Annotated in this window: 21 protein-coding genes and 2 pseudogenes; 13 read left to right on the top strand and 10 right to left on the bottom strand. The window is 73.2% G+C overall.

Annotated elements, in window-relative coordinates:
- Positions 1-65: 65 nt before the first annotated feature.
- A complete protein-coding gene (locus tag ABZ079_RS07485) occupies positions 66-971 on the top strand; it encodes a hypothetical protein (RefSeq protein WP_356938445.1) in 906 nt (301 codons plus the stop codon).
- 401 nt (positions 972-1,372) lie between these two features.
- Here ABZ079_RS07485 and ABZ079_RS07480 read toward each other — a convergent pair whose 3' ends face one another.
- The 4 genes from ABZ079_RS07480 to ABZ079_RS07465 form a co-directional block, all read right to left on the bottom strand.
- A complete protein-coding gene (locus ABZ079_RS07480) occupies positions 1,373-2,329 on the bottom strand; it encodes an MIP/aquaporin family protein (RefSeq protein ID WP_356938444.1) in 957 nt (318 codons plus the stop codon).
- Positions 2,330-2,412: 83 nt separating this feature from the next.
- Positions 2,413-3,078 carry an SDR family NAD(P)-dependent oxidoreductase gene (locus ABZ079_RS07475; protein ID WP_356938443.1) on the bottom strand — a complete coding sequence of 222 codons (666 nt, stop codon included), beginning with the start codon at positions 3,076-3,078 and terminating at the stop codon, positions 2,413-2,415.
- 353 nt (positions 3,079-3,431) lie between these two features.
- The gene (locus ABZ079_RS07470; RefSeq protein WP_356938590.1) at positions 3,432-4,127 is read right to left on the bottom strand and encodes a DUF4328 domain-containing protein; all 696 of its coding nucleotides are present in this window, start codon (positions 4,125-4,127) and stop codon (positions 3,432-3,434) included.
- A 72-nt stretch (positions 4,128-4,199) separates the two neighbouring features.
- A complete protein-coding gene (locus tag ABZ079_RS07465; RefSeq protein WP_356938442.1) occupies positions 4,200-4,886 on the bottom strand; it encodes a DUF6445 family protein in 687 nt (228 codons plus the stop codon).
- 263 nt (positions 4,887-5,149) lie between these two features.
- Here ABZ079_RS07465 and ABZ079_RS07460 point away from each other — a divergent pair, with 263 nt between their 5' ends.
- Entirely contained in the window at positions 5,150-5,902 is a 753-nt protein-coding gene (locus ABZ079_RS07460; protein ID WP_356938589.1) for a DUF4142 domain-containing protein, read from the top strand.
- Here ABZ079_RS07460 and ABZ079_RS07455 read toward each other — a convergent pair.
- Complete coding sequence (locus tag ABZ079_RS07455) at positions 5,899-7,545, bottom strand: glycoside hydrolase family 13 protein (protein WP_356938441.1); 1,647 nt, start codon at positions 7,543-7,545, stop codon at positions 5,899-5,901. The genes ABZ079_RS07460 and ABZ079_RS07455 overlap by 4 nt on opposite strands.
- Before the next feature lie 198 nt (positions 7,546-7,743).
- Here ABZ079_RS07455 and ABZ079_RS07450 point away from each other — a divergent pair.
- Positions 7,744-8,597, top strand: a pseudogene (locus tag ABZ079_RS07450) (LAETG motif-containing sortase-dependent surface protein).
- Positions 8,598-8,625: 28 nt separating this feature from the next.
- On the opposite strand, the gene ABZ079_RS07445 reads toward ABZ079_RS07450, so the two are convergent.
- A complete protein-coding gene (locus ABZ079_RS07445; protein ID WP_356938440.1) occupies positions 8,626-9,594 on the bottom strand; it encodes a nucleoside hydrolase in 969 nt (322 codons plus the stop codon).
- 418 nt (positions 9,595-10,012) lie between these two features.
- On the bottom strand, positions 10,013-11,248 hold the full coding sequence (gene thrS, locus ABZ079_RS07440; protein ID WP_356938439.1) for a threonine--tRNA ligase: 1,236 nt from the start codon (positions 11,246-11,248) through the stop codon (positions 10,013-10,015).
- Between the two features lie 596 nt (positions 11,249-11,844).
- Between thrS and ABZ079_RS07435 the strand changes: the two genes are divergently transcribed.
- Positions 11,845-12,627: a hypothetical protein gene (locus ABZ079_RS07435; RefSeq protein ID WP_356938438.1), complete on the top strand. Its 783-nt coding sequence runs from the start codon at positions 11,845-11,847 to the stop codon at positions 12,625-12,627.
- Positions 12,628-12,844: 217 nt separating this feature from the next.
- On the opposite strand, the gene ABZ079_RS07430 is transcribed toward ABZ079_RS07435, so the two are convergent.
- The gene (locus ABZ079_RS07430) at positions 12,845-14,188 is read right to left on the bottom strand and encodes a tetratricopeptide repeat protein (protein WP_356938437.1); all 1,344 of its coding nucleotides are present in this window, start codon (positions 14,186-14,188) and stop codon (positions 12,845-12,847) included.
- Positions 14,189-14,298: 110 nt separating this feature from the next.
- Between ABZ079_RS07430 and ABZ079_RS07425 the strand changes: the two genes are divergently transcribed.
- The 3 genes from ABZ079_RS07425 (at position 14,299) to ABZ079_RS07415 (ending at position 17,023) form a co-directional block, all read left to right on the top strand.
- Positions 14,299-14,502: a hypothetical protein gene (locus ABZ079_RS07425; RefSeq protein ID WP_356938597.1), complete on the top strand. Its 204-nt coding sequence runs from the start codon at positions 14,299-14,301 to the stop codon at positions 14,500-14,502.
- A gap of 66 nt (positions 14,503-14,568) precedes the next feature.
- Entirely contained in the window at positions 14,569-14,952 is a 384-nt protein-coding gene (locus ABZ079_RS07420) for a hypothetical protein (protein ID WP_356938436.1), read from the top strand.
- Positions 14,953-15,070: 118 nt separating this feature from the next.
- Positions 15,071-17,023, top strand: a complete 1,953-nt coding sequence (locus ABZ079_RS07415) for an Ig-like domain repeat protein (RefSeq protein ID WP_356938435.1) — start codon at positions 15,071-15,073, stop codon at positions 17,021-17,023.
- A 3-nt stretch (positions 17,024-17,026) separates the two neighbouring features.
- Here the strand turns inward: ABZ079_RS07415 and ABZ079_RS07410 are convergent, their stop codons facing one another.
- Positions 17,027-18,103: a hypothetical protein gene (locus ABZ079_RS07410; RefSeq protein WP_356938434.1), complete on the bottom strand. Its 1,077-nt coding sequence runs from the start codon at positions 18,101-18,103 to the stop codon at positions 17,027-17,029.
- A gap of 417 nt (positions 18,104-18,520) precedes the next feature.
- On the opposite strand from ABZ079_RS07410, the gene ABZ079_RS07405 reads away from it, so the two are divergent.
- Together ABZ079_RS07405 and ABZ079_RS07400 are read left to right on the top strand one after the other, a co-directional pair.
- A complete protein-coding gene (locus tag ABZ079_RS07405) occupies positions 18,521-19,003 on the top strand; it encodes a hypothetical protein (protein ID WP_356938433.1) in 483 nt (160 codons plus the stop codon).
- A gap of 231 nt (positions 19,004-19,234) precedes the next feature.
- Positions 19,235-20,158: a hypothetical protein gene (locus tag ABZ079_RS07400; RefSeq protein WP_356938432.1), complete on the top strand. Its 924-nt coding sequence runs from the start codon at positions 19,235-19,237 to the stop codon at positions 20,156-20,158.
- Here ABZ079_RS07400 and ABZ079_RS07395 read toward each other — a convergent pair.
- Positions 20,058-21,404, bottom strand: coding sequence for a PLP-dependent aminotransferase family protein (locus ABZ079_RS07395; protein WP_356938431.1), 1,347 nt, complete (start codon positions 21,402-21,404; stop codon positions 20,058-20,060). The two genes, ABZ079_RS07400 and ABZ079_RS07395, sit on opposite strands and share 101 nt — an antisense overlap.
- 89 nt (positions 21,405-21,493) lie before the next feature.
- Here ABZ079_RS07395 and ABZ079_RS07390 point away from each other — a divergent pair, with 89 nt between their 5' ends.
- The 4 genes and pseudogenes from ABZ079_RS07390 to ABZ079_RS07375 form a co-directional block, all read left to right on the top strand.
- Positions 21,494-22,276, top strand: coding sequence for an alpha/beta hydrolase (locus tag ABZ079_RS07390; RefSeq protein ID WP_356938430.1), 783 nt, complete (start codon positions 21,494-21,496; stop codon positions 22,274-22,276).
- A gap of 16 nt (positions 22,277-22,292) precedes the next feature.
- Positions 22,293-23,249, top strand: coding sequence for an endonuclease/exonuclease/phosphatase family protein (locus ABZ079_RS07385; RefSeq protein WP_356938429.1), 957 nt, complete (start codon positions 22,293-22,295; stop codon positions 23,247-23,249).
- 60 nt (positions 23,250-23,309) lie between these two features.
- Complete coding sequence (locus tag ABZ079_RS07380) at positions 23,310-25,253, top strand: FUSC family protein (protein ID WP_356938428.1); 1,944 nt, start codon at positions 23,310-23,312, stop codon at positions 25,251-25,253.
- Positions 25,254-25,324: 71 nt separating this feature from the next.
- A pseudogene (locus ABZ079_RS07375) lies at positions 25,325-25,960 on the top strand (hypothetical protein); the annotation flags it as partial.

Genomic DNA, 25,960 nt, shown 5'->3' with positions numbered 1-25,960 from the left:
GGGCGAGCGTGACCAGGCCGTGGCCCAGGCGGGCCGACGGTGCAGTCAACTCAGGAAGACCGCGCATGGACTACTGCTCCTCGTGCCGTCGGCACCTCAACGGTGCCCTGGTGTGTCCGGGATGCGGCGCGTACGCCCCGGACATCGCCCCGCCCGGCACCGACGGCACCGGCGCCCTCGGCGACCCGGCCCGGGCCGCCGGCTCGGCGGGGACGGGCACCGCGTCCGACGCGACCACCGCCGCGGGACCGGACACCGTCGTCAGCGTCTGGCAGGACGGATCACCGGGTGACACGACGGAGCGGGGCGGCGGGACCGGGGCACCGTACGCAGGCCCGGCCGACGAGGTCGAGGGCGCGCCTCCCGCGCCGCGGGGGCGGGCGGCGCGGCGCCGTCAGCTGGCCCGCTGGAAGAAGAGCCGGCGCCGGGCCGCGGTGGCGACCGCCGTCGCGATCGTCGGAGGCGGCCTGACCATCGCCGCGATGGACCGGAACTCCGCCGACCGGGCGCAGGCGGCCACCGCGCCGGACAACAGGAGCATGGGCGTGGCCGAGGAGCGGACGGCCGACCCCGCCCAGCCCGTGCCGGCGCCGCCCACCCCGCACCGGCCGGCACACACCGCCACCCCCGCGGCGCAGTCGCCGGCCACCGGCGTGCCGCGGCAGCAGTCCCTGCCGGACACCCCCCGTACGGCTCCGGTGTCCCGGCCGGACACCGCCCCGCCGCCCCGCCAGGCGGTACCGAGCACCCCGCAGCGGCGCGCCACCGCACCGTCCGCCGCCGGCACGGCCCCCGACCGCACCGGTACGGCGACGCCACCCGAGGCGCCTGCCGCCACCGACGGCGGCACCGGCTCCGGCACGGACCCCGGCACGGACTCCGGCACGGACTCCGGCACGTCCGGAACCGCCCCGGCGCCCGCGTCGACCTCGCCGACGCAGCTCTGCCTGGTCCTGGTGTGCCTCGGCTGACCCACGGCGGGCCACGAGACGGATCAAAGGTTCCCGGATCCGGCCGCACAGGCCTGGTGCACGGAAAGGCCTGCCCGGCGGACGCGGTCAGTGGACCCGGTGCTGGACCGGGAGCCGCACCGCCCACCCGGCCGGCGCTCGCCGCCTACCTCTCCGCCTGCGGCGAGGCGGAGTTCGGCGTCCTGCGGGACTGCTGTCCGGGTCTCCGGCTCCACGCTGAGCAAGACCCTCTCCGCGCTGGAGAAGACGGGTCACGTCAGCATCCGCGAGGGCTGCCTGGGCAGCGGCCGCGGACCTGGGCCGCCCTCGCGCCCACCGGCCGCCGGGCGCTCGCACGCCGTCCGGCGGCACCGGAGGAGATCGCGACGACGGCCCGCCGGGGGGGACCGAGGCCGAAGGGGTCAGTACTCGTCGTCCTCGTCGACGGTCTTCACCGGCCGGGTCCGGCCCGGCTCGGGCAGCTCGGCCAGCTCGGCGCGCACGTGCAGGATGTCGCCGATGAACAGGTCGTAGATCAGGATGCCGATGCCCGCGCCGATCAGCGGGCCGACGATCGGGATCCACCAGTAGGCGCTGAACGCGCCGGACACGCTCCCGGGGAACGCCAGGCCGTCCCAGCCCGCCGCGTACGTGAACAGGCGCGGTCCGAAGTCGCGGGCCGGGTTGATGGCGTAGCCCGCGTTGGCGCCGTAGGACATGCCGATGGCGGCGACGACGAGGCCCACGATCAGCGGGCCGAGGTTCGCCTTCACCGCCTGGTTGCGCAGATCGATGACGGCGGCGATCAGCATGAGCAGGAAGGCCGTGCCGACGATCTGGTCGATCAGCGGCCCCCAGACGCCGCCGTTGAAGTAGGGGGCCGGGAAGGTCGCGAAGATGGAGAACGTGGCGTTGGTGTGCCCGTTCACCTTCGGGCCCTTCACGGCGTTGTCGAAGGCGTCGATCGCGTTGTGGTAGACGAGGTAGACGAGGGCCGCCCCGGTGAAGGCGCCGACGACCTGCGCGAACCAGTACGGCAGGACCTTGGCCCAGGAGAAGCCCCGGCGCAGGGCCATCGCCAGGGTCACCGCGGGGTTGAGGTGGGCGCCGCTGACGCCGCCGGCGACGTAGACGCCGAGCATGACGGCCATGGCCCAGCCCCAGGTGATCAGCAGCCAGTCACCGGCCGCGAGGAAGATCGTGGTGGTGGTCGCGGCCCGGCCCGAGCCGGGCAGCGCGGCGACCGCCATCGCGACCACGCCGCAGCCGAAGGAGATGAGGACGAAGGTCCCGAGGAACTCCGCCAGGCACTCGCCCAGCAGCCCTCCCCGGCTTCTGAACCGGGACGGCTTGACGAGTGGAGGGATTTCGACAGCCATTGAGGCCCCCTTGAAGAGAGCAATGCGGCCAACATCACCATATTGGCTCACAAACCCACTTCACGCAGGGTGACAGGGCTCCGTCAGCTGTCCAGGTCGTCGGCGTAGTGCCGGAAACCGTGCCGCTCCCGGTGCATGCCCCACAGGGTCTCCGCGAGAGCAGCCGGATCCTTCCGGGCGTGCCCGGCCACGATCGCCCCGGGAATCACGAGCTGCGCGACATGGATGCCCTCTCCCGCGAGCCGCTGGTGCAGCAGATGGCCGTACGCGCTCTCCGCGGCGAACGCGATCGAGGTCCCGGCCCGCTCGGGATGGGGCACGGCGGCGGTCCCCCCGTTGACGAACAGGATGGTCCCGCGCCCGAGCCGCCGCATCCCCGGCAACACCTGCCGCACAGCGGCAACGGGCCCGTACACGGAGAACTCGATCGGCCCGAGGAGATCCCGGTGCCCGGTGTCCAGCACGGGCCGCATGAAGTCCCGGTGCGGGACGGGGCTGTACTGCAGCACCTCGACGGTCCCCAGCGCACTGGCGGCGGCGTCCAGCGCCGAGGCCAGCTCCTCCGGCCTGCGCACATCGGCGGTGAACCCACGCGCGGTGATCCCCTCACCCGCGAGCCCGTCGACGATCACGTCCAACCGGTGCCGGTCCCGGGCGACCAGGGCGACGTCGTACCCCTCCCGCCCGAACCGGCGCGCAACGGCCGCCCCCAGGCCGGGCCCGGCCCCCACGATCGCGATACTGCTCATGCCCAGCATCCGTACCGCACACGGCACGGCCCCACACTCACCTGGATCACCCAGGCCGGCCCACCACCGCCATCAGTCCTATGCCCCGGCCGCGGACAGGACTGGCTGCACCGCCACCGCTTCCAGGCGGACGGGGCGGCCTTCCTCCTCCGCGCGGAGTGCGACTCCCTGTGGTGGCCCGGCGTACCGCTGGAGAGCGCCCGCGCGGAGTTCCTGGACGACGTGGTGGCGGCACGTCCGGGGCTCACCGGCAACCCCTGGTACGGCCGGGTCTGGGCGGGCGTGACCGGGCCGGTGCCGCAACGGCTACGTCGGCGTCCGGGCCGCCGGCGGCCCGAACGGTGTCTCCGCGGCTACGACAGCGGCAGGGCCCCCACCGGTTCACCGGCTGTCAGCCCGGCCCGCATCCGCTCCTCCTGCACACGGGTGATGGCCCGTACGGCGAACGCGCCCGCGACGGCGGCCCCGACCACGGCCGCGTCACTCGCGAGCAGCGGCCACACCTCGTGGTACGCGCGGGCGATGATCTCGTCGGTGGAGTCCCTGTAGAAGAGCCCGACCCCGCTGAGCATGCCGATCAGCCACAGCCCCCACCACATGTTGAGGGAGGCCGGGATCCTGCGCCCCGGCGCGGTGGTCTCGAAGGCGTCGGCGACGATGCCCCGGGGAACCCACAGATTCAGGATGGGCACGATCCACCCGAGGTACACCCAGATCCCGCCGTACCTGGGTTCCTCCCCCGACAGAGCGCGCGCGTTGTCCCGCAGGCGCCACAGCCACGACACGAAGAGCAGCGCGCACAGGAAGCCGGCGCCACCCGCGAGGGTGGTCACGAAGTGGTACGAATCCTCCAGTGCGTTGAGCGGCCGGTGCACCCCGTCCCCCTGATCCGGCGGTCCGGAGGCCGGCTCCCCGGCCATCGACAGCCGGATCTCCCACACGCCTCGCACCACCCAGGCACCCCCGGCGAGCAACAATCCCCCGACAGCCAACTGCCCCGGCAACTCAACGGGCCGAAGCCCGAAGGGACGGGCAGAGGCCTGGTCCATCTGTTCGGTCACCGGTTCATCCTGACGCACCCGGGTCCCGGGCCGCCAGGAGCACCCCGCCGGCCGCAGGGGTCAGGCCATCCAGAAGAAGACCGCCGTCATGCGCTTCTCCTTCAGCGTCCTGCCGTAGTACCCGGTCGCGCTGTGCACGAGGTTGGCCTTGTAGAGGAGGAGGCGGTTGTACCTGTGGGGGACGCGGACGTCCTCCTCGAAGGCGTCGGGGGCCACGAAGCGGGTGCCGAGGGCCTCGACGAGGTTGTGGTGCGGGGCCTGGACCACGTTGCCGCCGAGCCGGCTACCGGGCAGGGACTGGCGGTAGAAGCTGGTGCCGCAGTCCCGGGGCACGTGCGGGTTGAGGTACAGCACGGCCGCGTACCGGCACAGCGCGCGGGAGTCGGTGTGCGGGCGGGGCTCGCTCTCGCCCTCGCCGACCACCTGGACGCAGTTGTGGTGGAGGGTGGCGCCGCCGGGCGCCCGCCGCACCCACAGCTCCTCGGCACCGGTCGACGTCTTCACCAGCCGCTGGACGCGGGCGAGTTCATCCGGCTCCAGGCCGGGCACGGCCCGCAGGCCCGGCCAGGTCTCGGAGGTGTACGGGTGACCCTTGACCCAGTCTTCCCTGGCCAGGCACCGCTCCCGTACGGCGTCCACGTCGGGCAGGACGTCGTCCAGCACCCAGTAGTCGCGCCCCTTGGTGGGCTTGCGGTAGGGCAGGACGGGGAGCGCGGCGGACGGTCTGGGGGCCGACTGTGGAGGCATGCCGTGAATCTAGGGGCGCGTTCCGTCCGCTTCTCCCGGAGAAGGGTCAACCTTTCCTCAACCGTTCGTCATGAGCACCAAGGGCGGGCAACGCGGGCCCGTATCCCGGGGTTCGGCACTTTTTACCTGCGCGACCGAGACGAAGTGCCCTCCCGTCCGTACTGCTGTGTGTCCGAACCGCCCGCGCCGTCGCTGCGGGCGGGATCCCTGACCGGGCAGGAGGCACGGTGCGCTTTTCGCGGAACGCGACGGGAACTCTCTTCGTGGGCGGTGCGATGGTCCTCACCCTCGCGGCACTCGCCTACCCGAGCATGCTCGGCCTGAGCACCGTCTCCAGCTCGCAGTCGCGGATCATTGCCGATACGCAGTGGGGACCGCTCACCGAGGGCGACCGGGACTTCGTGGTCAAGGTGCGGGCGGCCGGCCTGTGGGAGTACCCGCTCGGTCAGATCGGGTTGCAGAAGGGCAGCAGCAAGGGGGTCAAGACGGCCAGCGAGCATCTGGTCGACGGGCACGCCGCGCTGGACGCCTCCTGCCGCAAGATCGCCCCCATGCTGAACATCACGCTCCCCAATGTGGCGAGTCCGCAGCAGCAGGGCTTCGTCAACCAGTTGAAGGGGGAGGACGGCAAGCAGTTCGACACCGACTTCGCCAACATCCTGCGGATGACGCACGGCTCGATCTTCAACACCATCGCGAAGGTCCGCTCGACGACCAAGAACTCGCTGGTGCGCGCCCTCGCCGACCAGGCCAACGACACGGTCCTGGACCACATGACGGTGATGGAGAAGACCGGCCTGGTCGACTTCGACCAGACCCTCTTCAATCAGACCACCCCGCCGAAGCTTCCCTCGTCCGACCTGACGCCGCCGGCCCCGGCCGCGGGCCAGCCGGAGGTGGTGCTCGCCCCACCGCCGACCGCCACGTCCACCCCGCTGGACCTGAACGGCGTCACCGGCAGCGGCGGTGGTACGGGCGGTGGCGCCGCGCCCAGTCCCAGCCCGACCGTGCGTTAGCCGAGCCAGACGGTGGTGTCAGGGGGCAGAGCGCCCGCGTCCGTCAACGGGGTGCTGCTCAGCAGGACCTCGCCCGGCGGGAGGGGCACCGGCTCACCGGTCAGGTTGGTGACGCAGCGCCAGGCCTCGCAGCGGGTGAAGTCCAGCACGCCGGCGGGGGCCTCCGGGGTCCAGGTCAGCGTCTCGCCCGCCAGCAGCTTGCGGCGCAGGCGCAGGGCGGTGCGGTACAGCTCCAGGGTGGAGCCCTCCGTGCCGGCCTGCGCCTCGACGGCGTGCGACGCGAACGACGCCGGCTGCGGCAGCCAGGCGCCGCCGGGCCCGAAGCCGTACGAGGGACCGGTCGACGTCCACGGCAGCGGCACCCGGCAGCCGTCACGGCCCTTGCGGACATGCCCGGTCTGCTCCCAGATGGGGTCCTGGAGGACCTCGGTGGGCAGGTCGGCCACCTCGGGCAGGCCCAGTTCCTCACCCTGGTAGAGATACGAGGATCCGGGCAGCGCCAGCATCAGCAGGGTCGCGGCCCGGGCCCGGCGCAGACCGGCCGCCGTGTCGATGGCGGGTGCGTTTCCGCCCGACAGCAGCCAGGCGCCAGGGTCGGTGCCGGGCGGGAGCATGAGGCGGGAGGCGTGGCGTACGACGTCGTGGTTGGAGAGCACCCAGGTCGCGGAGGCGCCGGCGGCGTGGGCCGTGGCCAGTTCGCCGGTGATCACCTGCCGGAGTTCCTCCGCGCTCCAACCGGTTTCCAGGAACTCGAAGTTGAAGGCCTGGCCGAGTTCGTCGGGGCGGGCGTACAGGGCGCGGCGGGCACCGGGGACCCAGGCCTCCGCGACGGCGGTGCGGGGCGGGCTGTAGGCGTCGAAGACCTTGCGCCAGTCGCGGTAGATCTCGTGGACCTCGTCACGGTCCCAGTAGGGGTGGCTGCCGGGCGGGACGCGCAGCAGCGACTCCTCGCCGGTGGCACCGATGCCGCCGACGTCCCGCAGGGGCTCGGTGAGGTCCTTGGCCAGGCCGTGGGCGACATCGATGCGGAAGCCGTCGACGCCCCGGTCGGACCAGAAGCGCAGGGTGGTGCGGAAGTCGGCGCGGACCTCCTCGTTGTCCCAGTTGAGGTCGGGCTGTTCGGGCGCGAAGAGGTGCAGGTACCACTCGCCGTCTGGCGTCCGCCGCCAGGCGCTGCCGCCGAAGACGGACTGCCAGTCGGTGGGCGGGAGTTCGCCGTGCGCGCCCCGGCCGGGGCGGAAGACGTAGCGGTCGCGGGCGGGGGAGCCGGGCGCGGCCCGCAGGGCCTCCTGGAACCAGGGGTGCAGGTGCGAGGTGTGGTTGGGGACGATGTCGACGACGACTTTCAGGCCGAGCCGGTGCGCCTCGGCGACCAGCGCGGCGAAGTCGTCGATCGTGCCGAGGCGCGGGTCGACGCTCCGGTGGTCGGCGACGTCGTAGCCGCCGTCGGCCAGCTCGGAGGGGTAGAAGGGGCTCAGCCACAGGGCGTCGACGCCGAGCGTGGCGAGGTGGTTCAGGCGCTGGGCGACGCCCTTGAGGTCACCCAGGCCGTCGCCGTCGGCGTCGGCGAAGCTGCGCGGATAGACCTGGTAGACGACGGCCTGCCGCCACCAGTCGGGGTTCCTGGAGGAGAGGTCTGCCATAGGGGATCCCTTCGGGAAGGACGACAGTACAGAATCTGTCCACATTGCCCGGAAAGGGAACATTCGAACGTTGCGGAGGGGATCACTCCCTGTGTGATGAAGTTGTGACGACGGTTTGAACTCCCCCCGCAACAGCGCAGGTTGACAGCTCTGAACAGCGCCGATCACCATGTCCTCACACCGTGGCGCATATGACCGATGGGCCCAGTGTTCCTTCTGACTTGCGCCTGGGCCCACGGCGGCGCGCCCGGCGGTGACGGCTGACCGACGGGCGGCCACACGCGCCCGGCACGGGCGCCGGCACCGAGACCGGCACCGACCGCTGCCGGTTCTCGCTGAACGGCACGGACTTCTACGACTCGGTGAAGGTCGACGACCAGAACCTGAGGCCGACGGCGGACGGCAAGGTCCACGTCACGGTCCGCGCCGCCGGGGACGCGAGCCTCTGCACTGCCTCGCTCGCCTCGTACCAGGCCCACGGAGCCACCTTCGCCACCTCCGGTGAGCAGGTCTTCGCCGACTTCGACACGGTGAACGTCAAGCCGGGGCGGACCGACACCCTCGACATCGCGGTGCCGGACGCGGGCTGCTTCGCGCAGATCGACCTCTACCGGGGGGCCGTGAGGTACGACGGCAAGCCCGACGCGCACGACGGGTAGCGCACGGGGAGCTGCCCAAGGGTCCGGACCGGCCGGTGATCAAGGACAAGCTGATCGCCGCGTGGAACGGCGGGACGAAGGACTGCACGACCGGCACCGAGACGCGGACGCCCGCGCCGAGCACCTCCGGCACGCCGTCCGGCCCGGCGGAGGGCTCCGCCACGCCTACGCCGGGTGACAAGGAGACGTCGTCCACCGATTCGCCCGAGCCGGTCCCCTCGTCGTCGTCCAGCGCGGCTCCGGTTCCCTCGGCGAACGGCGGGGACGGTGACCTCGCCGAGACCGGTGGGGGTGGGAACTCGGGGCTGATCGCCGGCGGGGCGGCTGTGCTGGTGCTCGGGGGCGGTGCGTGTGGTCTCCGCACGCCGTCGGCGGGTCGCCGGCCGGAGGTGACCGTCCCACCGGGGGCGGCCAGGAGAGGCTAGGGGCGCTCCACCGTCTCCAGGTAGAGCTTGACGTAGCGGTCCACGTCGACCTGCGACGCCACGTCCACGAGGGCTCGTTCGCGACGGCCCTCGTGGATCTCGGACTCCCCGGCACGGGGGCGCCGGTCGACGATCGTCTGGCCGCGGGTCGGGCCGGGGGCGAGGGAGACCTCGACCGGGAGGAGGCGCGTGGTGATCCCCTGCGGGTCGGCGACCGCGCACACCGCGCCCGCGTCGCCGAGACCGCCCGCCTCCTCCGCCTCGGGCTCGCCGCCCTGGGTGGTCGGCCGGTGGGCGAGGAGTTCACCGGCCAGACGGGTGCCGGGCTCGGTGCTCGCGCGCAGCCGGTGTACCTCGGGGCCGGGGACGACGACCTGCATGAAGACATCGAGGCCGTACATCGTGATCGGCACCCCGGCCGTCAGCAGGATCGCCGCCGCCTCCGGGTCGTGCCAGACGTTGAACTCGGCGACCGGCGTGGCGTTCCCGGTGGCCACCGCGCCGCCCATGAACACGATCCGCTCGATGTTGCGGGTCACCTCGGGGTGGGTGCGCAGCAGCAGGGCGATGTTGGTCAGGGGCGCGGTCGGGATCAGCGTCACCGGGCGCGGGGAGGCGAGGATCTCCCGGCGCAGCAGGGTCACGGCGTCCTCGCCGACCGGGGCCCGGGTCGGCGCGGGCAGGCCCAGGTCGCCCATGCCGTCGACGCCGTGCACATGCTGGGCCGGGCGGGCCGGTTCGATCAGCGGACGCCCGGCACCCCGCGCCACCGGGATGTCGGGAGCACCCGCCTGCTCCAGCACGGTCAGGGTGTTGCGGACCACTCCCTCGACGTCCGTGTTCCCGGCCACGCAGGTCACCGCCCTGAGGTCCAGGCCCGGGTGGCGTACGGCGAAGAGCAGGGCCAGGGCGTCGTCGACACCGGTGTCGCAGTCGATGATCACGGGGATGGGCTGACCGGTCACTGGATTCCTCCGAGGACGCCCCGGTCTTCGGGCCGGGGAAGGAGCCGCGCTCCTGTGGAACAGAACAGGGAAGAGTGAATCGCTGTCAGGGCGATGCGCGGTCGGTCTGGGCGGTGGCGCGCTCGCCCTCCAACCGATACATGATCTCCGGTCGAGGGGACCTGCGGGCGGACTTGCCCCGAGTGACCAGCCACGCGGGTAGGTCGGGGGCAGCCCGAGCGTGATGCGAACTTCATCATCCCCGGAGGACGGGAATTCCGCGCGTGATGTTCGTCCGGGCGGGCTCGGCCCCGGCTCGTGCCGAGGGTGTGAGACCTCCTGGAGCGCCGCTCCAGGAGGCAGCCCGAGCCAGGAATTCCCTCAGGGGGCATGCAAAGCGGACACCTTCCGGCCATGGAGCCATGTTCCGACTCCGGGTTCACTCCCACAGGGCGGTGCCTCGCCCGCACACCCGGGCGGCGATTCTGCCCAGCAGGTCGGCCACCGGGAGTTCGCCGGGACGGCGGCCGTCCCGCAGGCGTACGGCGGCCAGGCCCGCCTCGGCCTCGCGGGCGCCGATCACCGCCTGGTACGGCACCAGGCGCGCCGCGCGGACGCGGGCCCCCAGGCTGCCCTGCTCGGGGCCGGCGAGTTCGGCGCGCAGACCCAGCGCCAGGGCCTGCCGGACCAGCGCCGCCGCCTGTTCCGCCTGCTCCTCGGCCACCGGCAGCACCACCAGCTGGACGGGCGCCAGCCAGGCAGGGAACGCGCCGCCGTGGGCCTCGATCAGATGGGCCACGACCCGTTCCACGCTGCCGATGATGCTGCGGTGCACCATCACCGGGCGGTGCTTGGCGCCGTCGGCGCCGATGTAGTGCAGGTCGAAGCGGGCGGGCTGGTGGAAGTCGATCTGCACGGTGGACAGGGTGGACTCGCGGCCCGCCGGGTCCGCGATCTGGACGTCGATCTTGGGGCCGTAGAAGGCGGCCTCTCCCTCCGCCTCCTCGTACGCCACCCCGGCCCCGTCGAGGACCTCCTTCAGCAGGGCGGTCGCCCGGCTCCACAGCCCGGGGTCGGCCACGTACTTGCCGCCCTCGCCGGGCAGGGAGAGGCGGTGGCGCACGGCCTCGATGCCGAGGTCCGCGTAGGCGCGGGCGATCAGCTCCAGGGCCGCGCGGGCCTCCTCCACCGCCTGGTCGAGGGTGCAGAAGATGTGCGCGTCGTTGAGCTGGATGGCGCGTACGCGGGTCAGGCCGCCGAGGACGCCGGAGCGCTCGGCGCGGTACATGGTGCCCAACTCGGCGATGCGCAAGGGGAGTTCGCGGTAGCTGTGGGAGCGGGAGCGGTAGATCAGGGCGTGGTGGGGGCAGAGGCTGGGACGCAGGACGACCTCCTCGCTCTCCTCGGCGCCCAGTCGCATCGGCGGGTACATGTCGTCGCTGTAGTGGTCCCAGTGCCCGGAGATCTGGTAAAGCTCCCGCTTGCCGAGCGCGGGCGAGTACACGTGCCGGTATCCGGCGGCGCGTTCCAGCTCCCGGATGTACTCCTCCAGGGTGTGCCGAACGACCGCCCCGTCGGGCAGCCAGTAGGGCAGGCCGGCGCCCATCAGCGGGTCGGTGTCGAACAGGCCGAGTTCGCGGCCGAGGCGGCGGTGGTCGGGCAGCTGATCGTTCATCGGGTTCCTCCGTGGGATGGGGCGGGGCGAGGAACCGGGTGCGGATACGCCGAAGCCCCGGGGCACTCGCCCCGGGGCTTCGATGCTGGTCAGGTGTCAGCGCGCCGGGACGGTCTCCGGCGTCGTCGTGCTCGACGGGCACTGGTGCTGGGCGCGCTTCATGGCCGGGAGGCTAACAGGACCCGCGGGGGCGGGCCACCGGTTTTCCCGCCGGCCCGCGTCCCTCGTAGACCGCGTCCGCGCGGGCACGGTCCTCCGCCGGCACGCCTTGTCCTCCGGCCGGGCCTCCCGCCGGCGTAGCCACGGGTCTCCCGCAGGCACGAGTCCCCCACAGGCACGAGTGCACCACAGGCGCGGGCTTCCGCAGGCACGCGCTTTCCGCAGGCACGCGTTCATCGCAAGCCCGTGCTTTCCGCAAGCACGCGGTCCCCGGGAAACCGGAGGTCCCCGGAAGCAGGAGGTCCCCGTAAGGAGGCGTTTTCCGCAGCGGCTCACCCGGACGGCCCGGAGCGCTGGTGAGGCGGTCGGGGCGGTGGTGCCGTGAGAGCAGGCAACCACACCGGCCCCCACCGGTACGCAGCCCAGGAGGCACCTCCATGACCGCCGCGATACGCCCCCGTGGCCTTCGTCTCTGCCTGATAGCCGCCGGACTGCTCGCCGTCGGCAGTTGCGCGGCCTTCGGTCTCCGGCACCCGGCGGCCGCGCCGCACCCGTTCCCGACGATCGACCGGGAGAGCCCGACGCCCAAGGCTTCCGCGCGGGCCGACGGCTCCACGCTCAGCGACGAACAGGCGCAGGCCGCGCTCATCAACCCGTCCGACCTGGGCGCCCCCTGGACCGCGACGCGCGGTGCGGCCACCTGGCGGGACGGGTTGCTGAAGGCGGCCACCACCGCCGGGGAGTGCCAGCGGCTGCTGGACGCCCTCTACAGCGACGAACTCCTCGGCGGTCCCGCCCGTGTGGCCGTAGGCCTGGACGACGGCGACACCGACGCCCAGCTGCGCTACCAGATCGGCGCGCGCCGCCCGGCGGACGTCGACGCCGCGCTGGCCTGGCTGCGGACGATGCCCGCGCAGTGCGCCCGGTTCACGGCCACCACCGCAACCGGGCTCGAGGAGGACGTACAGGTCGTCGACACCCCGCTGCCCGAGGTCGGGGACGCGCGCCAGGGCCTGCGCATCAGCGTCGCCACCACGACGTCCGACGGGCAGGAGTACGTACTCACGATGGACCTGGCCGCCGTCCGGGTCGGCGAGGACTCCTTCGCCCTCACCAACGGCGGCCTCGGTGACGTGCCGAACGACGCGACCCAGGCCGCCGTCCAGATCGGCGCGCTGCGCCTGACGGACATCCGCAAGCAGGGCCGGGCCCAGGTCTGACCTCACGGCGTCGGGCCCGGGACCGGGGTCGGCGGCATCCCAGGGCGGTCTCCGGATGCGCCCGCTCTCCTGTGCCCGAAGGAAGAGGGTGCGTACCCTCACCTCGGCGCGGCGACCAGAGCGCCGGGTCCGAGGACGTCGTCTTGTCGGATCCCTTGTCCTTACCGGCCATGACCGGGGCCGGCGCGTCGCCGGTCACCAAGGTGGCTCCCCGAGGTCACAGCGGTGGCTGGGCCGGGGCCGGGCCCAGGGTCGTGGTGCCCGGGGCCGTGCGGTGGCCGAGGCCGGTGCGGTAGGCGTCCAGGGCCGCCTCGACGCGGCCCGTGCGGCGCAGCAGGTCGCCCAGGAGGCGGCACAGGTCGGCCAGATCGCCGGCGGCGCCCGCGCGTTCCAGGAGACTGAGCGCGCGAACGTAGTGCTCTTCGGCGGCCTCGGTGTCCCGGGTGTCCTCGGCGATGATGCCGAGCAGCCGGTGGGCCGCGGCCGCGTGGACGGCGCCGCGCTCGGAGGAGAAGTCCCCGAGGACACCCTCCAGCAGGTCGGCGGCCTCGGCGGACTTACCCCGTCGGTGCAGCACATCGGCCAGTTCGACCGCGGCCTGGCTGCGGTAGAGGGCGGCCCGGGTCTCCGCGAGCATGGCGAGCGCCTGGCGCAGCTCGTCCTCCGCCCGCTCCAGCTCACCGTTCTGGGCGTAGACGTAACCGCGCATCCAGTGACAGTTGGCCAGCTCCGTCCGCAGCTGGAGCTGGCGGTAGAGCTCGGCCGCCTTGGCGAGGGAGGCGTCGGCCTCGACGACCCGGCCCTCGGCGAGCAGGGTGCGGGCGACCGAGCGGTGCATCCGGGCGATCAGCGCGGGGTCGGCGGCCTGCGGGGCGAGCGCGAGGGCGAACTCGGCCGCCTGGGCGGCACGGGCGTGGGCGCCCATGTCCATGTACGGGCCGATGATGCTGGCGTAGAGCAGCAGAAGGGCGTCGGGGTCGTGCAGCCCGCCGCGGTTGAGTTCGTCGAGGGTGGACTCCAGCAGGTAGATCGCGTACCGGAGTTCACCCGCGAGGTAGTGCGCGACCGCCCGGCCGCGCACCGCGGGCACGCGCATCGGCAGCGACCCGTCGGCCAGGCGTTCCTCGGCCCGCTCGAAGTACTCGCGCGCCCTTGCCAACTCTCCTGTCTGCAAGGCACATTCGCCGAGCCCGAGCAGCGCGGTGGCCTGCTCGCAGCCGAGCCCGTGCGTCCCGGCCTCCGTGAGCAGCGCCGTGTACTGCGCGGCGGCCTCCTCGGCCCTGCCGTCGGCGAGGACGCGCTGCGCCTCGGTGAGCCGCAGCCGCAGGTCGGTGGCGAGGTGGGCGGGCCGGCCCACGGACAGTTCCTCGAAGGCCACCCCGAGCCGGCCCGCGATGTGCCGGAGCGCCTCGTCGGAGGCCCTTACCCGGCCCGCCTCCAGGGTGGAGATGTAGGCCGGCGTGTATGCGGGCTCCGCCAACTGCCGCTGGGTCAGCCCGCGCTGGGCGCGTAAACGCTGCACACGCCGCCCGATGACCTCAGGATCGTCCCGTTCCCGCATCCTCTTGCCCCCAACTCCCCCGATATGTCTTGCCGTCCGACTCGTGCAGCCCTAGGTTAAGCGGCGGATTAAGCCTGCTTAATACGCCGCTGTCGTATTGCGAGGTCGCCGTGCCCGGACATACACCCGCACCCTACGGACGCCCCACCCCCGAACTGGCCTCTGCGCGGCTTCGGGTGGGCGGCGGCACCCCCACCGCCCGGGGTGTCACCGCGGCCGTGATCGCCGCGGCGACCCTGATCCTCGCAGCGAACGCCGGCCCGGCCCGCGCGGCGGACACCGCGCCCGCAGCCGTCCAGCACGTCCACCGCTGAAGACTCCCCCCGCACCGCCGGTGCCGCCCCGGGGAGATCGGCGCCGGTGAGTCCGCCGAGCCGACCGTGGGCCGCGTCGAGGCGGGCACCCGGCACAACGTCATCCGCACCGAGGCACGCACCGCGCTGAACCCGCGCACCCGGTCCGAGGAGGTCCGGGTGGCCGCCGTGCACGGTGACGTGCTCGGCTGGGGCGCGGTGTTCGACCGGGACCGGCGATGGGCGGCGAGGACTTCCCGGAAGTCGGCGCTCGGCGCGATCCCGTACTCGTACCGGTTCGTGACGCCCCCGCCGGGGTGTGGGATGAGCCCCCCGGATGACACGTTCACCGAGAAGTTCTCGGCCGTGCCGAGCAGTCACAGCCCGCACTTCGCACCCGACCTGTCCACGGTTGTCCCGGGTGTGCGCACCCTGGTCCCCGGAACTCTGTCGCTGTTGTCGGTGACATGACCTAGTCTTTGCACACTCGCCGCACGAGGCACACATGCTTCACAGGGGACCCACACATCGCCGTGCCCGGGTGGCGCCCAGGTCTTCTTTCGTTCCGGGGGTTCGAATCAGCGTGCGTATGCGCACTCTCACGGCTGCCACCACCCTGGCGGTCCTCTTCAGCTCGGCGGCTCTCGCCGCCACTCCGGCGGTCGCCGACTCCAGCACGGCCCTGCCGGTCAAGTCGGTCGGTGACGTCGTGGTGGACGGCGAACACCAGCGGGTCTTCATCAGTGACCCCGACAACGGCAAGATCGTCGTCACCGATTACAGCGGCAAGGTCGTCAAGCAGCTGACCTCGCTGCAGGGGGTCACGGACCTCGAACTGTCGGCCGACTCCGACACCGTCTACGCGGCCGTCTACGCGGGCCGCCCCCCTGCCGTCGTCGCCATCGCCACCGCCTCCGCGACCGAGACCAAGCGCTTCGACATGGCGTTCAGCCCGAGGTACCTGGCCGAGGCGAACGGCAAACTGTGGTTCGGCTACGCCCCGCGCGCGAACGCGGGCGGTATCGGCTGGATCGACCTGTACGGGCCGGGACAGCAGGTGACCTACGACTCCCCCGACACCGGCTGGACCGCCGCCCCGATGGTGGACGCCGCCGAGGGCACCCTGGTCGCGGGGGAGCCGGGGCGGACGCCGCAGCATCTGGCCGTCTACGACGTCTCCTCGGGCACGCCCGAGCGCACCGCGCTCCGCGACGCGGACGGCGGCGGCACGAAGGAACTGGCCCTCACGCCCGACGGCAAGGACGTCGTGGTGGCGAGCCCGGGGCCCACCCACCACACCGTCTACCGGACTTCGGATCTGGCACCGGACGGTCAGTACCCGAGCGACGCCTACGCGAACGCGGTGGACATCGCCCCGGACGGCGCGGTCGCGGCGGGCATCGACAGCCCGTCCGGACCAGACGTATACGTCTTCGAACCGGGTTCCCACACCTCGGTACGGGAATACGACTTCCGCACCACCGGCCGGCTCGCCGACGCCTCCCTCGCCTGGGCGCCGGACGCCTCCCGCCTGTTCGCGGTGTCGCGCGACAGCGACGGCGCCTACTCCCTGCGCGCCCTGACCGCCCCCACCAAGGCGGTCACCACCGTCACCGTGGACGCCCCGGGCACCGCCGCCCGTGCCAAGAAGCTCACCGTCAAGGGCAAGGTCACCTCCAGGTCGGCGCTCCCCGCCGGCACCAGGCTGACCGTCACCCGTACCGACCTGGACTCCCCGAAGGGCAAGTCCCTCGCCGCGGCGGCCACCAGGGCGGACGGCACCTTCTCCTTCACCGACACCCCGCCGGCCGGCGGCAAGGTGCAGTACACGGTGGCCTTCGCCGGTGACGCCGGCCACGCGGCGGGTTCCGGCTCCGACTCCGTGGACGTCTCGCGTGCCAAGCCGACGCTGACGATCAACAACAACGGCAAGGTCTACGCCTACGGCAAGGACGTGAAGTTCACGGCCCACCTCGGGAAGACCCACAAGAACCGCACGGTGGAGATCTGGGCCGACCCGTTCGGTTCCGACAAGCCGAACAAGCTGGTGAAGTCCGGCAAGGTCGACTCCGACGGCAACCTGTCGGTCACCGTGGACCTGAAGCGGGACACCAAGGTCACCGCGAAGTTCGCCGGCGACTCCCGTTACCAGCGCGCCTCCGCCGCCGCCACGGTCGGCGCCAAGGTGAGCGTGTCCACGTCGGTCGGCAACCACTACACGTCGAAGTACACGTGGGGCCACACGTACTACTTCCTCCACAAGTCCAAGGACCCGCTGATCACGACGAAGATGTCGTACTACAAGGGCCGCAAGCAGAAGTTCGAGTACGAGGTGTACTACCAGGGCAGCTGGTACCCCGGTGAGCCGGCCTACTTCGCGCTGGGCTCCGACGGCGTCTCCAGGGTGCAGATCACCGGCGACCACGGCCAGGACGTCGGCTGGCGCTTCCGGGTCCGCTCGTCGTACATCAACAACTCCTCCGGTGACAACGTGAACTCCACGACGCACGGCGCCTGGAAGTACTTCACCTTCACCCGCTGAGGCCTACTGGGCCTGGAGCTGCCGCAGCTGCCGCTGGACGTTCTCCAGCGCGCCGCTGCGGCGCCCCGGCACCCTGAGTCTCAGCTCCGCGAGCGCGGGCCCGAGTTCACGGGCCCGCGCCGTGTCCTCGATGCGGCCCCACTGGTGGTGCGCGCGGTCCACGGCCGCCTCCACGGCGGGCGCGTCCGCGGCCTGCCCGGCGGCCAGCCGCACCCCGGCGACCCCCAGCCAGGCCCGGCAACTGCGCACCGCGTCGCCGGCGAACATCGCGAGATCCGCCCGGACCTCGCTCCAGTGCAGGGCGTCCTCGGAGGCGGGCCCGTGCGCCTGTACGGCGGCCAGCTCGTACCGGGCGGCGATCGTATCGGCCTCGGCATGCCGCCCGGCCTGAACGGCGGCGCTGATGGCGGCGTGGGGGTCGACAGCCGTGCGTCCGGGGGCGAAGCCTCCCGGGTCGGCCAGCAGCAGGTTCCCCGGGGCTTCCTTCGCGATCCGGGCCAGCGCCTGCTGGTGCACCACCTCCAACGGCGGCCGGTGCCCGCTCCGCAGCAGCGTCGCCACGGCCTTCATGTACGTCGGCTCGGCGGGGCCCCGCCGGCCGGCCGCGCGGGCGGGGGCGATGCGACCGTAAACGGCGGTGGTGGGGCCGCAGTCGAGCCCGCGCTCGGCGACGTACCGCCAGGCCTCCGCGTCCGCGTGCAGGTCCACCACGAGCGCGGTCTGCGCGGCGGAACGCAACCGCAGCTCCTCGCGGATCCACGGCCAGGGCAGCGCGGTGTAGCGGACGGTGGCCGCGGTGGTGCGGGCCAGCGCCAGGTGCGGCAGCCGCTGGCGGCGGTCCAGGTGGAGCTGGCCGGTGACGTACACGGTGAGCGGGCCCGGGGCGGCCGCGGCGGCGCGCAGCCGGGTGAGGACGGCCTGCGGCTCCAACGGGTCGGGGAGTTCCACCACGTTGGCCGTGTCGGTGCCGGACAGCACGGCCGGGGCGACGGCGGCCAGCACCGGCAGCACACCGGCCGCGTCCACCAGGCGCCCCCGGCCCAGCGGCGAGGCCGCGATCAGCAGCACGGTTCCGGGCATCGGTCCTCCCCCTGTGGGCCCTGTGGATCCGCGGACCCGGTGGATCCGCTCTCCAGCCAGCACCGTAGCCGCTGCTGCCGCGCATCCGCGCCTCAGGTCTGCGAACGCCCCCGTTCGAGGGTTTCGCCCGCCCCCTCGCGGACCCGTCGCACGGCGAACACCGTGGTGTCGTCCGCCGGCCGGCCGCGCTGTGCCGCGGCAGCCGTCACGGACCCGGCGGACCAGGGGCCGGGGTCCGGCGCGGCCCGGCGCTGACCGCGCGGTCGACCTCGCAGACCAGCGGGTAGAAGGCGCCGGGCCCGAGGAACACGGGAGACCACGGCACGCATCCGGACCCGTCACCCTCCCGGCCGACTTGCCAGGCCGTGCCCCCAGGTGTGCCCTGGAGAGCGGGGGCAAGGAGAGAGGAGCGCTCTCATGTCTCACGCGGCACCCGCGTCCGGCGGTATGTCCCGCCCCGGCCGTACGCCCGGGGCCGAGGGCCGGGCGGCCGATGTGCGCAGCCGTCCGCCCGACGTCTTCGACGCGCGGACCCACGCGATCGCCCGGATCGTCTTCCCGGTCGTGCTCGGCCTGATCTACGGCTTCTGGGCCGCTGCCAACCGCCGCTTCGGCGGGCCGATCACCGGCTGGAACCTGCTGTTCGGGTTCGTCACCGCGCTGGTGTTCGCGGTGGTGTTCATGGCGCTGCTGAAGCTGGCCCCGCGGATGCGGCGGGAACTGCACGCGCTGCTGTGGTCGGCGTTCGTCGGCTGCGCGTTCGGCTTCCTGTACAGCCAGAGCACCACGACGGCACTCGGAGCCGCACTGATGTCGCTGCCCATCGCGGCGGCCACCTTCCTCGTGTTCTTCTACCGCTATTACACGCGCGAGGACGCGTCCGGACGCCGGATCCGCTGAGCGTGACCGTGTGCGCATGGACCCCGGGCCGGAGTGGCCGGGGCCCATGCCGTCTGCGTCTCCCTCCTCACCAGCCTCCCCAGCATGAGAAAGAACCCGTTCGGGTGAGCCCTCCAGCGGGGAAAGAGGCCGGTTCCCGGAGGGGACCGGGCCCGGTGGCACCGGGCCCGGATTCCCCCGAATGCAGTCCTCCCACTCGCGCCCCGGACCCCGGAGCCTTTGCCTGGAAGCGTGTCCCCACGCCTCAGGAGCGCCCTGTCGGCCGTACTGATCGCCCTGTCCTGCCTCCTCGTGCCGTTCGGCGCACTGGCGGCCTGGGCGGCGTACGGGCTCGCCGACACGGGCCGGTACGTCACCACGATGGCCCCGCTCGCCGCCGACCCGGACGTGCGGGAGGCCGTCGCGGAGACGGTCGGTGAAGGGATCCTGCGCGCGGTGGACCAGCACCTGGACGTCCGCCCGATGCGCGGTTCCGTCCGCCCGTTCGTGCACGACGCGGTGCGCTCCTTCACCCATACCGAGGCCTACCGACTCGCCTGGGACACCGGCAACCGGGTCACGCACGACGCGGTCCTGCGCGCCCTGCGCGAGGAGGACGAGCGCGACGTCACCGTGGACTTCGCCCCCGTCACCGCCCAGGTCAAGCGCCAGCTCACCCTCGACCACATGCCGCTCGCCCAGCGCATCCCGGTGGAGCACACCGCGGTCGCCGTGCTGCCGGCGGGCGAGCTGGTCGCGCTCCGAAAGGGGTATCACGTGCTCGAAGTAGCCGGCTTCTGGCTTCCGGTGGCGGCCGTCGCCTTCGCCGTCACCGGGATCGGCCTGGCCGTCCGCCGCCGCCGGGCCGTCGCCGCGACCGCGCTGGGCACGGCCCTCGGTGGCGCCCTGCTGGTCCTCGCGCTCGCCGTCGGCCGCAGTCTGACCCTCGCCGACCTGCCCGCCGACGTCCCCCACCCCGCCGTGGGCGCCGTCTACGACGCCCTCACCGGCAACCTGCGCACGGTCGCCTGGCTGCTGCTCGGCCTCGGCCTCACGGTGGCTCTCACCGTCTGGCTCACCCGGTACCTGCGGCTGCCCCGCCCCGCGCGACGCCGGCGAGGGTCGCCAGCGCCCGCGTCAGCTCCGGCTCAGGCGCCGACGCGAGCCCGAGCCTGACCGCGTCCGGTGTCCGGCTGGAGCCCACCGAGAAGGCCGTACCCGGGGTGACCGCGATCCCGTGCGCCCGCGCGGCGGCCGTGAAGGTGTCCGCCCGCCATGGTGCGGGCAGCTCCCACCAGGCGAAGCTGGCCGCCGGGTGGGACCGTACGGCGAACCCGGCCAGCTGCTCGGCGACCAGCCGCTGCCGGTGCCGCGCGTCCCGCCGCTTCGCCGCCACCAGCCGGTCCACGGTCCCGTCCCCGATCCACCGCACGGCCGCCTCCAGCGCGAACCCGCCCGCGCTCCACCCGCCGGACCGGATGGCCCGCGCCACCGCCTCGGTACGCCCCTGCGGTACGACGACGAAGCCCACCGTCAGCCCCGGTGCGACCCGCTTGGACAGCCCGTCGACGAGGTGGACGAGCCCCGGCGCGAGCGCGGCGAGCGGGGCTGTGCCGCCCGGGTGCAGAAAGGACCAGATCCGGTCCTCGACCACCGGTATCCCCAGCCTGTGGACGGCCTCGGCCAGGTACTCGAGGCGCCCGGCGCTGGTCGTCCGCGAGGTGGGATTGTGCAGGGTCGGCTGGAGGTAGAGGGCGGACAGGGGTGCGCTGCGGTGGGCGGCGGCGACGGATTCGGGGAGCAGCCCCTCCTCGTCCGTCGCGAGCGGGACGAGGACGATGCCCAGGCGGCCCGCGATCTCCTTGACCAGCGGATACGTCAACGGCTCCACGCCCACCCGGCCGCCGGGCCGCACCAGGGAAGCCAGGGTCGCGGCGATCGCCTGCCGGGCGTTGCCGGTGAACAGCACCCGCGCAGCACCCGACCGCAGACCGTCCTGGGCCAGCAGGGAGGCCACCGCCTCCCGGGCGGCCGGGGTGCCCGCGGCCGCGGCCGGCCGCAGCGCCAGCCCCAGCGCGTCCGCCCGCAGCAGCGGCGCGAGGGCCGGGGCCAGCAACTCCGACTGGCCCTCGGCACTGGGGTAGTTGAGTTCCAGGTTCACGAGCGCGGCACCGGCCGCCTCGGCCAGCGCGTGCCCCGGCTGCCCGTCCGGTTCGGTGGCCCGCACGAACGTGCCTCGCCCGACCTCACCCACCACCAGGCCCCGGCGGACGAGTTCGGCGTAGACCCGCCCGGCCGTCGAGGGCGCGATTCCGTGCCTCCGGGCGAACGCCCGCTGCGGCGGCAGCCGTTGGCCCGGCCGTAGCCGTCCGCCGCTGATGTCGTCGGCGATCCGGTCGGCGATGCGCCGGTAGTCGTCCACATGTCCCCCTGTCCGTACCGATACCCCCGATTGCACCGAGAGCAAAGATCTTATTGCACCGACGAGTTGGGGCACCTAGGGTCACTTCCATGCCTCCCTTCCTCGCATACGAGGACAAAGACCCCGGCACCTCGACCCGGGTTCCCCTCGTCCTCGTCCACGGCCACCCCTTCGACCGCACGATGTGGTACCCGCAACTGACGGAGTTCTCCGCCGGCCGCCGGGTGATCGTCCCCGACCTGCGCGGCTACGGCGCCTCCCCGGTGACCCCCGGCACGGTCCCGCTCTCCCGCCACGCCCAGGACATCGCCGACCTCCTTCGATTCCTGGAGGTGGACACCTTCGTCCTCGCCGGCCTGTCCATGGGTGGCCAGATCGCCATGGAGTGCTACGAGCGCTTCGGCGACCGGGTCCGCGGCCTGGTCCTGGCCGACACCTTCCCGGCCGTGGAGACCCCCGAGGGCAAACGGGGCCGCAACGCGATGGCCGACCGGCTGCTCGCCGACGGCATGCGCGGCTACGCCGACGAGGTACTGGAGAAGATGGTCGCCCCCTACGCGCACCCCGACGTCAAGGACCACGTCCACCGCATGATGACGGCCACCTCCCCCGAGGGCGCCGCGGCCGCCCTGCGCGGCCGGGCCGAACGCCCCGACTACCGGCACCTGTTGACCACGGTGCGGGTGCCCGCCCTGGTCGTGGTCGGTGCCGACGACACCTACACGCCCGTCTCCGACGCGGAGGCGATGCACGCGGCCCTGCCCGACTCCCGACTGCACGTCATCGAGGGCGCCGCCCATCTGCCCAACCTGGAGCGGCCGGCGGAGTTCAACCGGGTGCTGGCCGATTTCCTGGCGCGGCTGGACGGGTGATCGTAGGCTCGCTCCCGTGACCCACCGCCGCGGACGCAGGCTCGGCGCCTGGTGTGCCGGACTGCCGCTGGCCGGCGTGAGCGTGATCGTCGGCTGCCGGGTGGCCGACACCGACGGCGTCACCCCCGTACCCCAGCTCCTCGCCTTCCTGCCCTGGCTGCTCCTGCCGACCGGCTTCGCCCTGCTCTGCGCGCTGCTCGCCCGGTGGTGGACGGGACTGGTGTGGGGCGTCGCCGTCCTCGGCCTTTTCGCCTGGTACCTGGAGCCGTACGGCACCACCACCGAGCCCGGTGGCCCGCCCCTCGCCGCCGTCCGGGTGCTCACCTCGAACGTCGAGTTCGGCCGCGGCACCCCCGCCCTGGTGCCGGTCATCCGCGACCGGCATCCGGACGTGGTGTTCGTGGCGGAGTGCGAACACACCTGCCAGGCCACCCTGGAAGGCGACTTCGCGGACACCTACCCGTACCGGCAGGCGGTGCGTGCGGCCGGCTCCCACGGCTCCGTGATCCTCAGCCGCTACCCGCTCCAACCTACCGAGGGCGTCGACGGCACCATGGGCATGCCCGGCGCCGTCGCCGACGTGCGCGGCCACGCCGTACGCCTCCAGCTCGCCCACCCCATGCCCCCGCTGCCCCGCCAGCTCGGCCTGTGGCGCCGCGAACTCGGCAGGCTCCGCGCCTTCGCGGCGGCCGGCAAGGACACCCCCACCATCCTCGCGGGCGACTTCAACGCCTCCCAGGATCACGCGGCGTTCCGCCGCATCCTGGACACCGGCCTGACCGACGCGGCCCGCCTCGCCGGCCACGACCGCGCCCCCAGCTGGCCCTCGCGCACCGCCTCCGTCATCGGCGCCCAGATCGACCATGTCCTGATCTCCCCGGACTTCGCCGCGACCGGCGCCCACTTCCTGCGCCTGACCGGCAGCGACCACCGCGCCCTCGTCGTCGATCTCACGCTCCACCAGCGCGAATGATCCGGCCCGGCCACCCCACGCCACCGGTCCGGCCCGGACCGAAGCCGCCATAATGGCCGCATGCCCCGAGAGTTCCCCATCGGCCTCACTCCTCCCGACTGGCTGATCCGGAACCTCCAAGCCCAGCAGGCACCCGTCAACTGGGCCGCCGTCGCCCGCGCCGCCACCGCCATGACCCTCCCCCTGGTGATCGGCCTCGCGGCCGGCCGCCCGGCCTACGGCGCGCTCGCCTCCATGGGCGCCCTGTCCGGCGTCATCGGTGACACCGCCGACGCCTACCGCATGCGCATCCTCAACATCGCCGTCCCGCAGCTCTTCGGCGCGGTCGGGGTGACGCTGGGCGCGCTGGTGTACGGGCACGGCTGGTACGCGGTCGCCGCGGTCACCGGGGTCGCGCTGCTGTCCGGCATGATCTCGACGATCGGCGCCGTGGCCTCGGTCTCGGGCCTGCTCCTGCTCCTGAACTGCGTGGTGGGCGCGGGCCTCCCGCTCCCCTCCCCCTGGTGGCTGGCCCCGGCCCTGATGACCGGCGGCGGCCTCCTCGTCCTGCTGCTCGCCCTGCTGGCCTGGCCGTTGCGCTCGGGCGTCCCCGAACGCGCGGCGGTCGCCGCCACCTACCGCACGGCCGCGGCCCTCCTGTCCGTCTCCGGCACGGACCGCACCGAGGAGTACGACGAGGCCCGCCGCGCCGTCACCCAGTCCCTGAACCAGTCCTACGACCTGATCCTGGCCCGGCGCACCCGCCACCACGGCCGCAGCCCCGACCTCACCCGCCTGCTGGCCCAGTTGAACGCGATCACCCCGGTGGTCGAGGCGGCCCCCACGGCCCACCTGGCGGGCCGGCCCCTCCCGCCGCAGATCCCGGAGTCCGTCCACCACCTGGCCCGGGCCGTCGAGACCGGTTACACCGGCCCGATAGCCCTGGACCTCCCGCTTCCCACCACGGAGACGGCCCGCGCGGTGGACCACGCCCTGCGCCACACGGCCGAGGTCGTCACGACCCCCGACGTGGACCCGCGAGGCATCGACGACCGCCTCGGCCGCCCCGCCGCCCTCGGCATCCGCTCGGCCCGGGCAGCCCGCAACGTGATCCTCTCCGCCAACTCCTGGCGCTACGGTCTGCGCCTCGCGGTCTGCATCGGCATCGCCCAGGCCCTCGTCTCCCTGATCCCGGTCCCCCGCTCCTACTGGGTCGCCCTGACCATCACCTTCGTCCTGAAACCCGACTTCGGCTCGGTCTTCTCCCGCGCCCTGCTGCGTGCCCTCGGCACGGTGGCCGGCCTGGTGATCGCCGCGGTGGTCCTGGCGAACGTGCCCCTGGGCCGGTGGGACGTCCTGGCCATGTTCGTGCTGGCCCCCCTGATCCCGGCGCTGACCCCGCGGGGCTACGGCTACCAGACGGCAGCCATCACGCCGGTGATCCTCCTTCTCTCCGACATCCTCAACCACCAGGGAACGGCCCTGCTGCTCCCCAGGCTGACCGACTCACTCCTCGGCTGCGCGATCGCCCTGATCGCCGGTTACCTCCTGTGGCCGGAGAGCTGGCACACCCGCGTCGGCGACCGCCTCGCCGACGCGGTCGCCGACACGGCGGACTACGTGGAGGCGGCGTTCGGCACGGACACCGACCCGGCCGCCCGGGCCCGCATGCGCCGCCGCCTGTACCGGGACCTCTCCGTCATCCGCACCGAGTTCCAGCGGGCCCTGACCGAACCCCCGCCGACCGGCCGGCGCGCCGCCGCCTGGTGGCCGCTGGTCGTCGCCGTGGAACGCATCGTGGACGCCACGACGGCGGCCCGCGTCCGCGTCCGGCACGGGGCCGCGCCCCCGTCCACGGCCGAGATCGCCCAGGTCGCCCTGCAACTCCGGGAGCTGTCGGAGGGCGTACGGAACGCGAAAACGCTGATCGCCGTGCGCACGGATCTCACCGGTCCGGCCGGGAGCGTCCTGGAGCCCCTTCGCCAGGAAGTGGCGGCGGCCCGGTCGATCGCTTCCCCCCACTGAGCGCTTCGCTAACCTTACGTGTCCGTCCTGGCCAGGGATTGACGGGCATCAACTCACGAAGGGTTGCGCACATGGGCATTCTCACTCTCCTGCGGAACGCATTCGGCCGCTCACGCAAGGCACGAGCCACCGAGGCGGAGGGTGCGGACCGACTTCCCACGCAGCCCTCGACCCCGGAAACCCCCTCCGCGGAAACCGGGACTGCGGAGCCCCGGTCCCCGGAAACCCCGATCGCGGAAACCCGGACCCCGGAAACCCCGACCGCGGAAACCCCGACCGCGGAAACCCGGACCGCGGAGCACAGCGGGTCCCCCGAGCCCCGCACCACGGCTCCGGAGACAACCGAGCCCCGCACCACCGAAATCCCCGAGCCCCGTCAGGCGAGCTCAGACGAGCACGACCTCGTGGCAGCGGCCTTCGACCACGTGAAGGTCCCCCACCCGTCGAACCCGACGGAGGGGGAGACCAGGGGGACGCCCGAGGCGGAGCCTCAGCCTGACGCCGAAGCCGGGTCCGCGTCCGAGGCCGAGGCCGAGGCCGAGGCCGAGGAGACGGCCAAGAACAAGGCCGAGGAAAAGGCTGAGGAGAGCGCCCCGGCCGAGGAGAAGGCGGAGGAGAAGGCCGAGGGGAAGGCCGCGAACGAGACCGAGCCGAAGGCCCAGGAGAAGCCCGAGCCGAAGCCCGAGCCGAAGGCCCCGAACAAGGCC

It is taken from the genome of Streptomyces sp. NPDC006314 (genome assembly GCF_040613075.1).
In the GTDB taxonomy this organism is placed as follows: Bacteria; Actinomycetota; Actinomycetes; order Streptomycetales; family Streptomycetaceae; genus Streptomyces.
This window is presented reverse-complemented; position numbering and strand designations above follow the sequence as displayed.

Coding starts and splice junctions, on each gene's coding strand:
- thrS (WP_356938439.1), bottom strand. CDS start 11,248: ATGAACGATCAGCTGCCCGACCACCGCCGCCTCGGCCGCGAACTCGGC.
- ABZ079_RS07435 (WP_356938438.1), top strand. CDS start 11,845: ATGACCGCCGCGATACGCCCCCGTGGCCTTCGTCTCTGCCTGATAGCC.
- ABZ079_RS07380 (WP_356938428.1), top strand. CDS start 23,310: ATGCCCCGAGAGTTCCCCATCGGCCTCACTCCTCCCGACTGGCTGATC.
- ABZ079_RS07405 (WP_356938433.1), top strand. CDS start 18,521: ATGTCTCACGCGGCACCCGCGTCCGGCGGTATGTCCCGCCCCGGCCGT.
- ABZ079_RS07455 (WP_356938441.1), bottom strand. CDS start 7,545: ATGGCAGACCTCTCCTCCAGGAACCCCGACTGGTGGCGGCAGGCCGTC.
- ABZ079_RS07480 (WP_356938444.1), bottom strand. CDS start 2,329: ATGGCTGTCGAAATCCCTCCACTCGTCAAGCCGTCCCGGTTCAGAAGC.
- ABZ079_RS07415 (WP_356938435.1), top strand. CDS start 15,071: ATGCGCACTCTCACGGCTGCCACCACCCTGGCGGTCCTCTTCAGCTCG.
- ABZ079_RS07465 (WP_356938442.1), bottom strand. CDS start 4,886: ATGCCTCCACAGTCGGCCCCCAGACCGTCCGCCGCGCTCCCCGTCCTG.
- ABZ079_RS07430 (WP_356938437.1), bottom strand. CDS start 14,188: ATGCGGGAACGGGACGATCCTGAGGTCATCGGGCGGCGTGTGCAGCGT.
- ABZ079_RS07390 (WP_356938430.1), top strand. CDS start 21,494: ATGCCTCCCTTCCTCGCATACGAGGACAAAGACCCCGGCACCTCGACC.
- ABZ079_RS07475 (WP_356938443.1), bottom strand. CDS start 3,078: ATGAGCAGTATCGCGATCGTGGGGGCCGGGCCCGGCCTGGGGGCGGCC.
- ABZ079_RS07470 (WP_356938590.1), bottom strand. CDS start 4,127: ATGGACCAGGCCTCTGCCCGTCCCTTCGGGCTTCGGCCCGTTGAGTTG.
- ABZ079_RS07410 (WP_356938434.1), bottom strand. CDS start 18,103: ATGCCCGGAACCGTGCTGCTGATCGCGGCCTCGCCGCTGGGCCGGGGG.
- ABZ079_RS07485 (WP_356938445.1), top strand. CDS start 66: ATGGACTACTGCTCCTCGTGCCGTCGGCACCTCAACGGTGCCCTGGTG.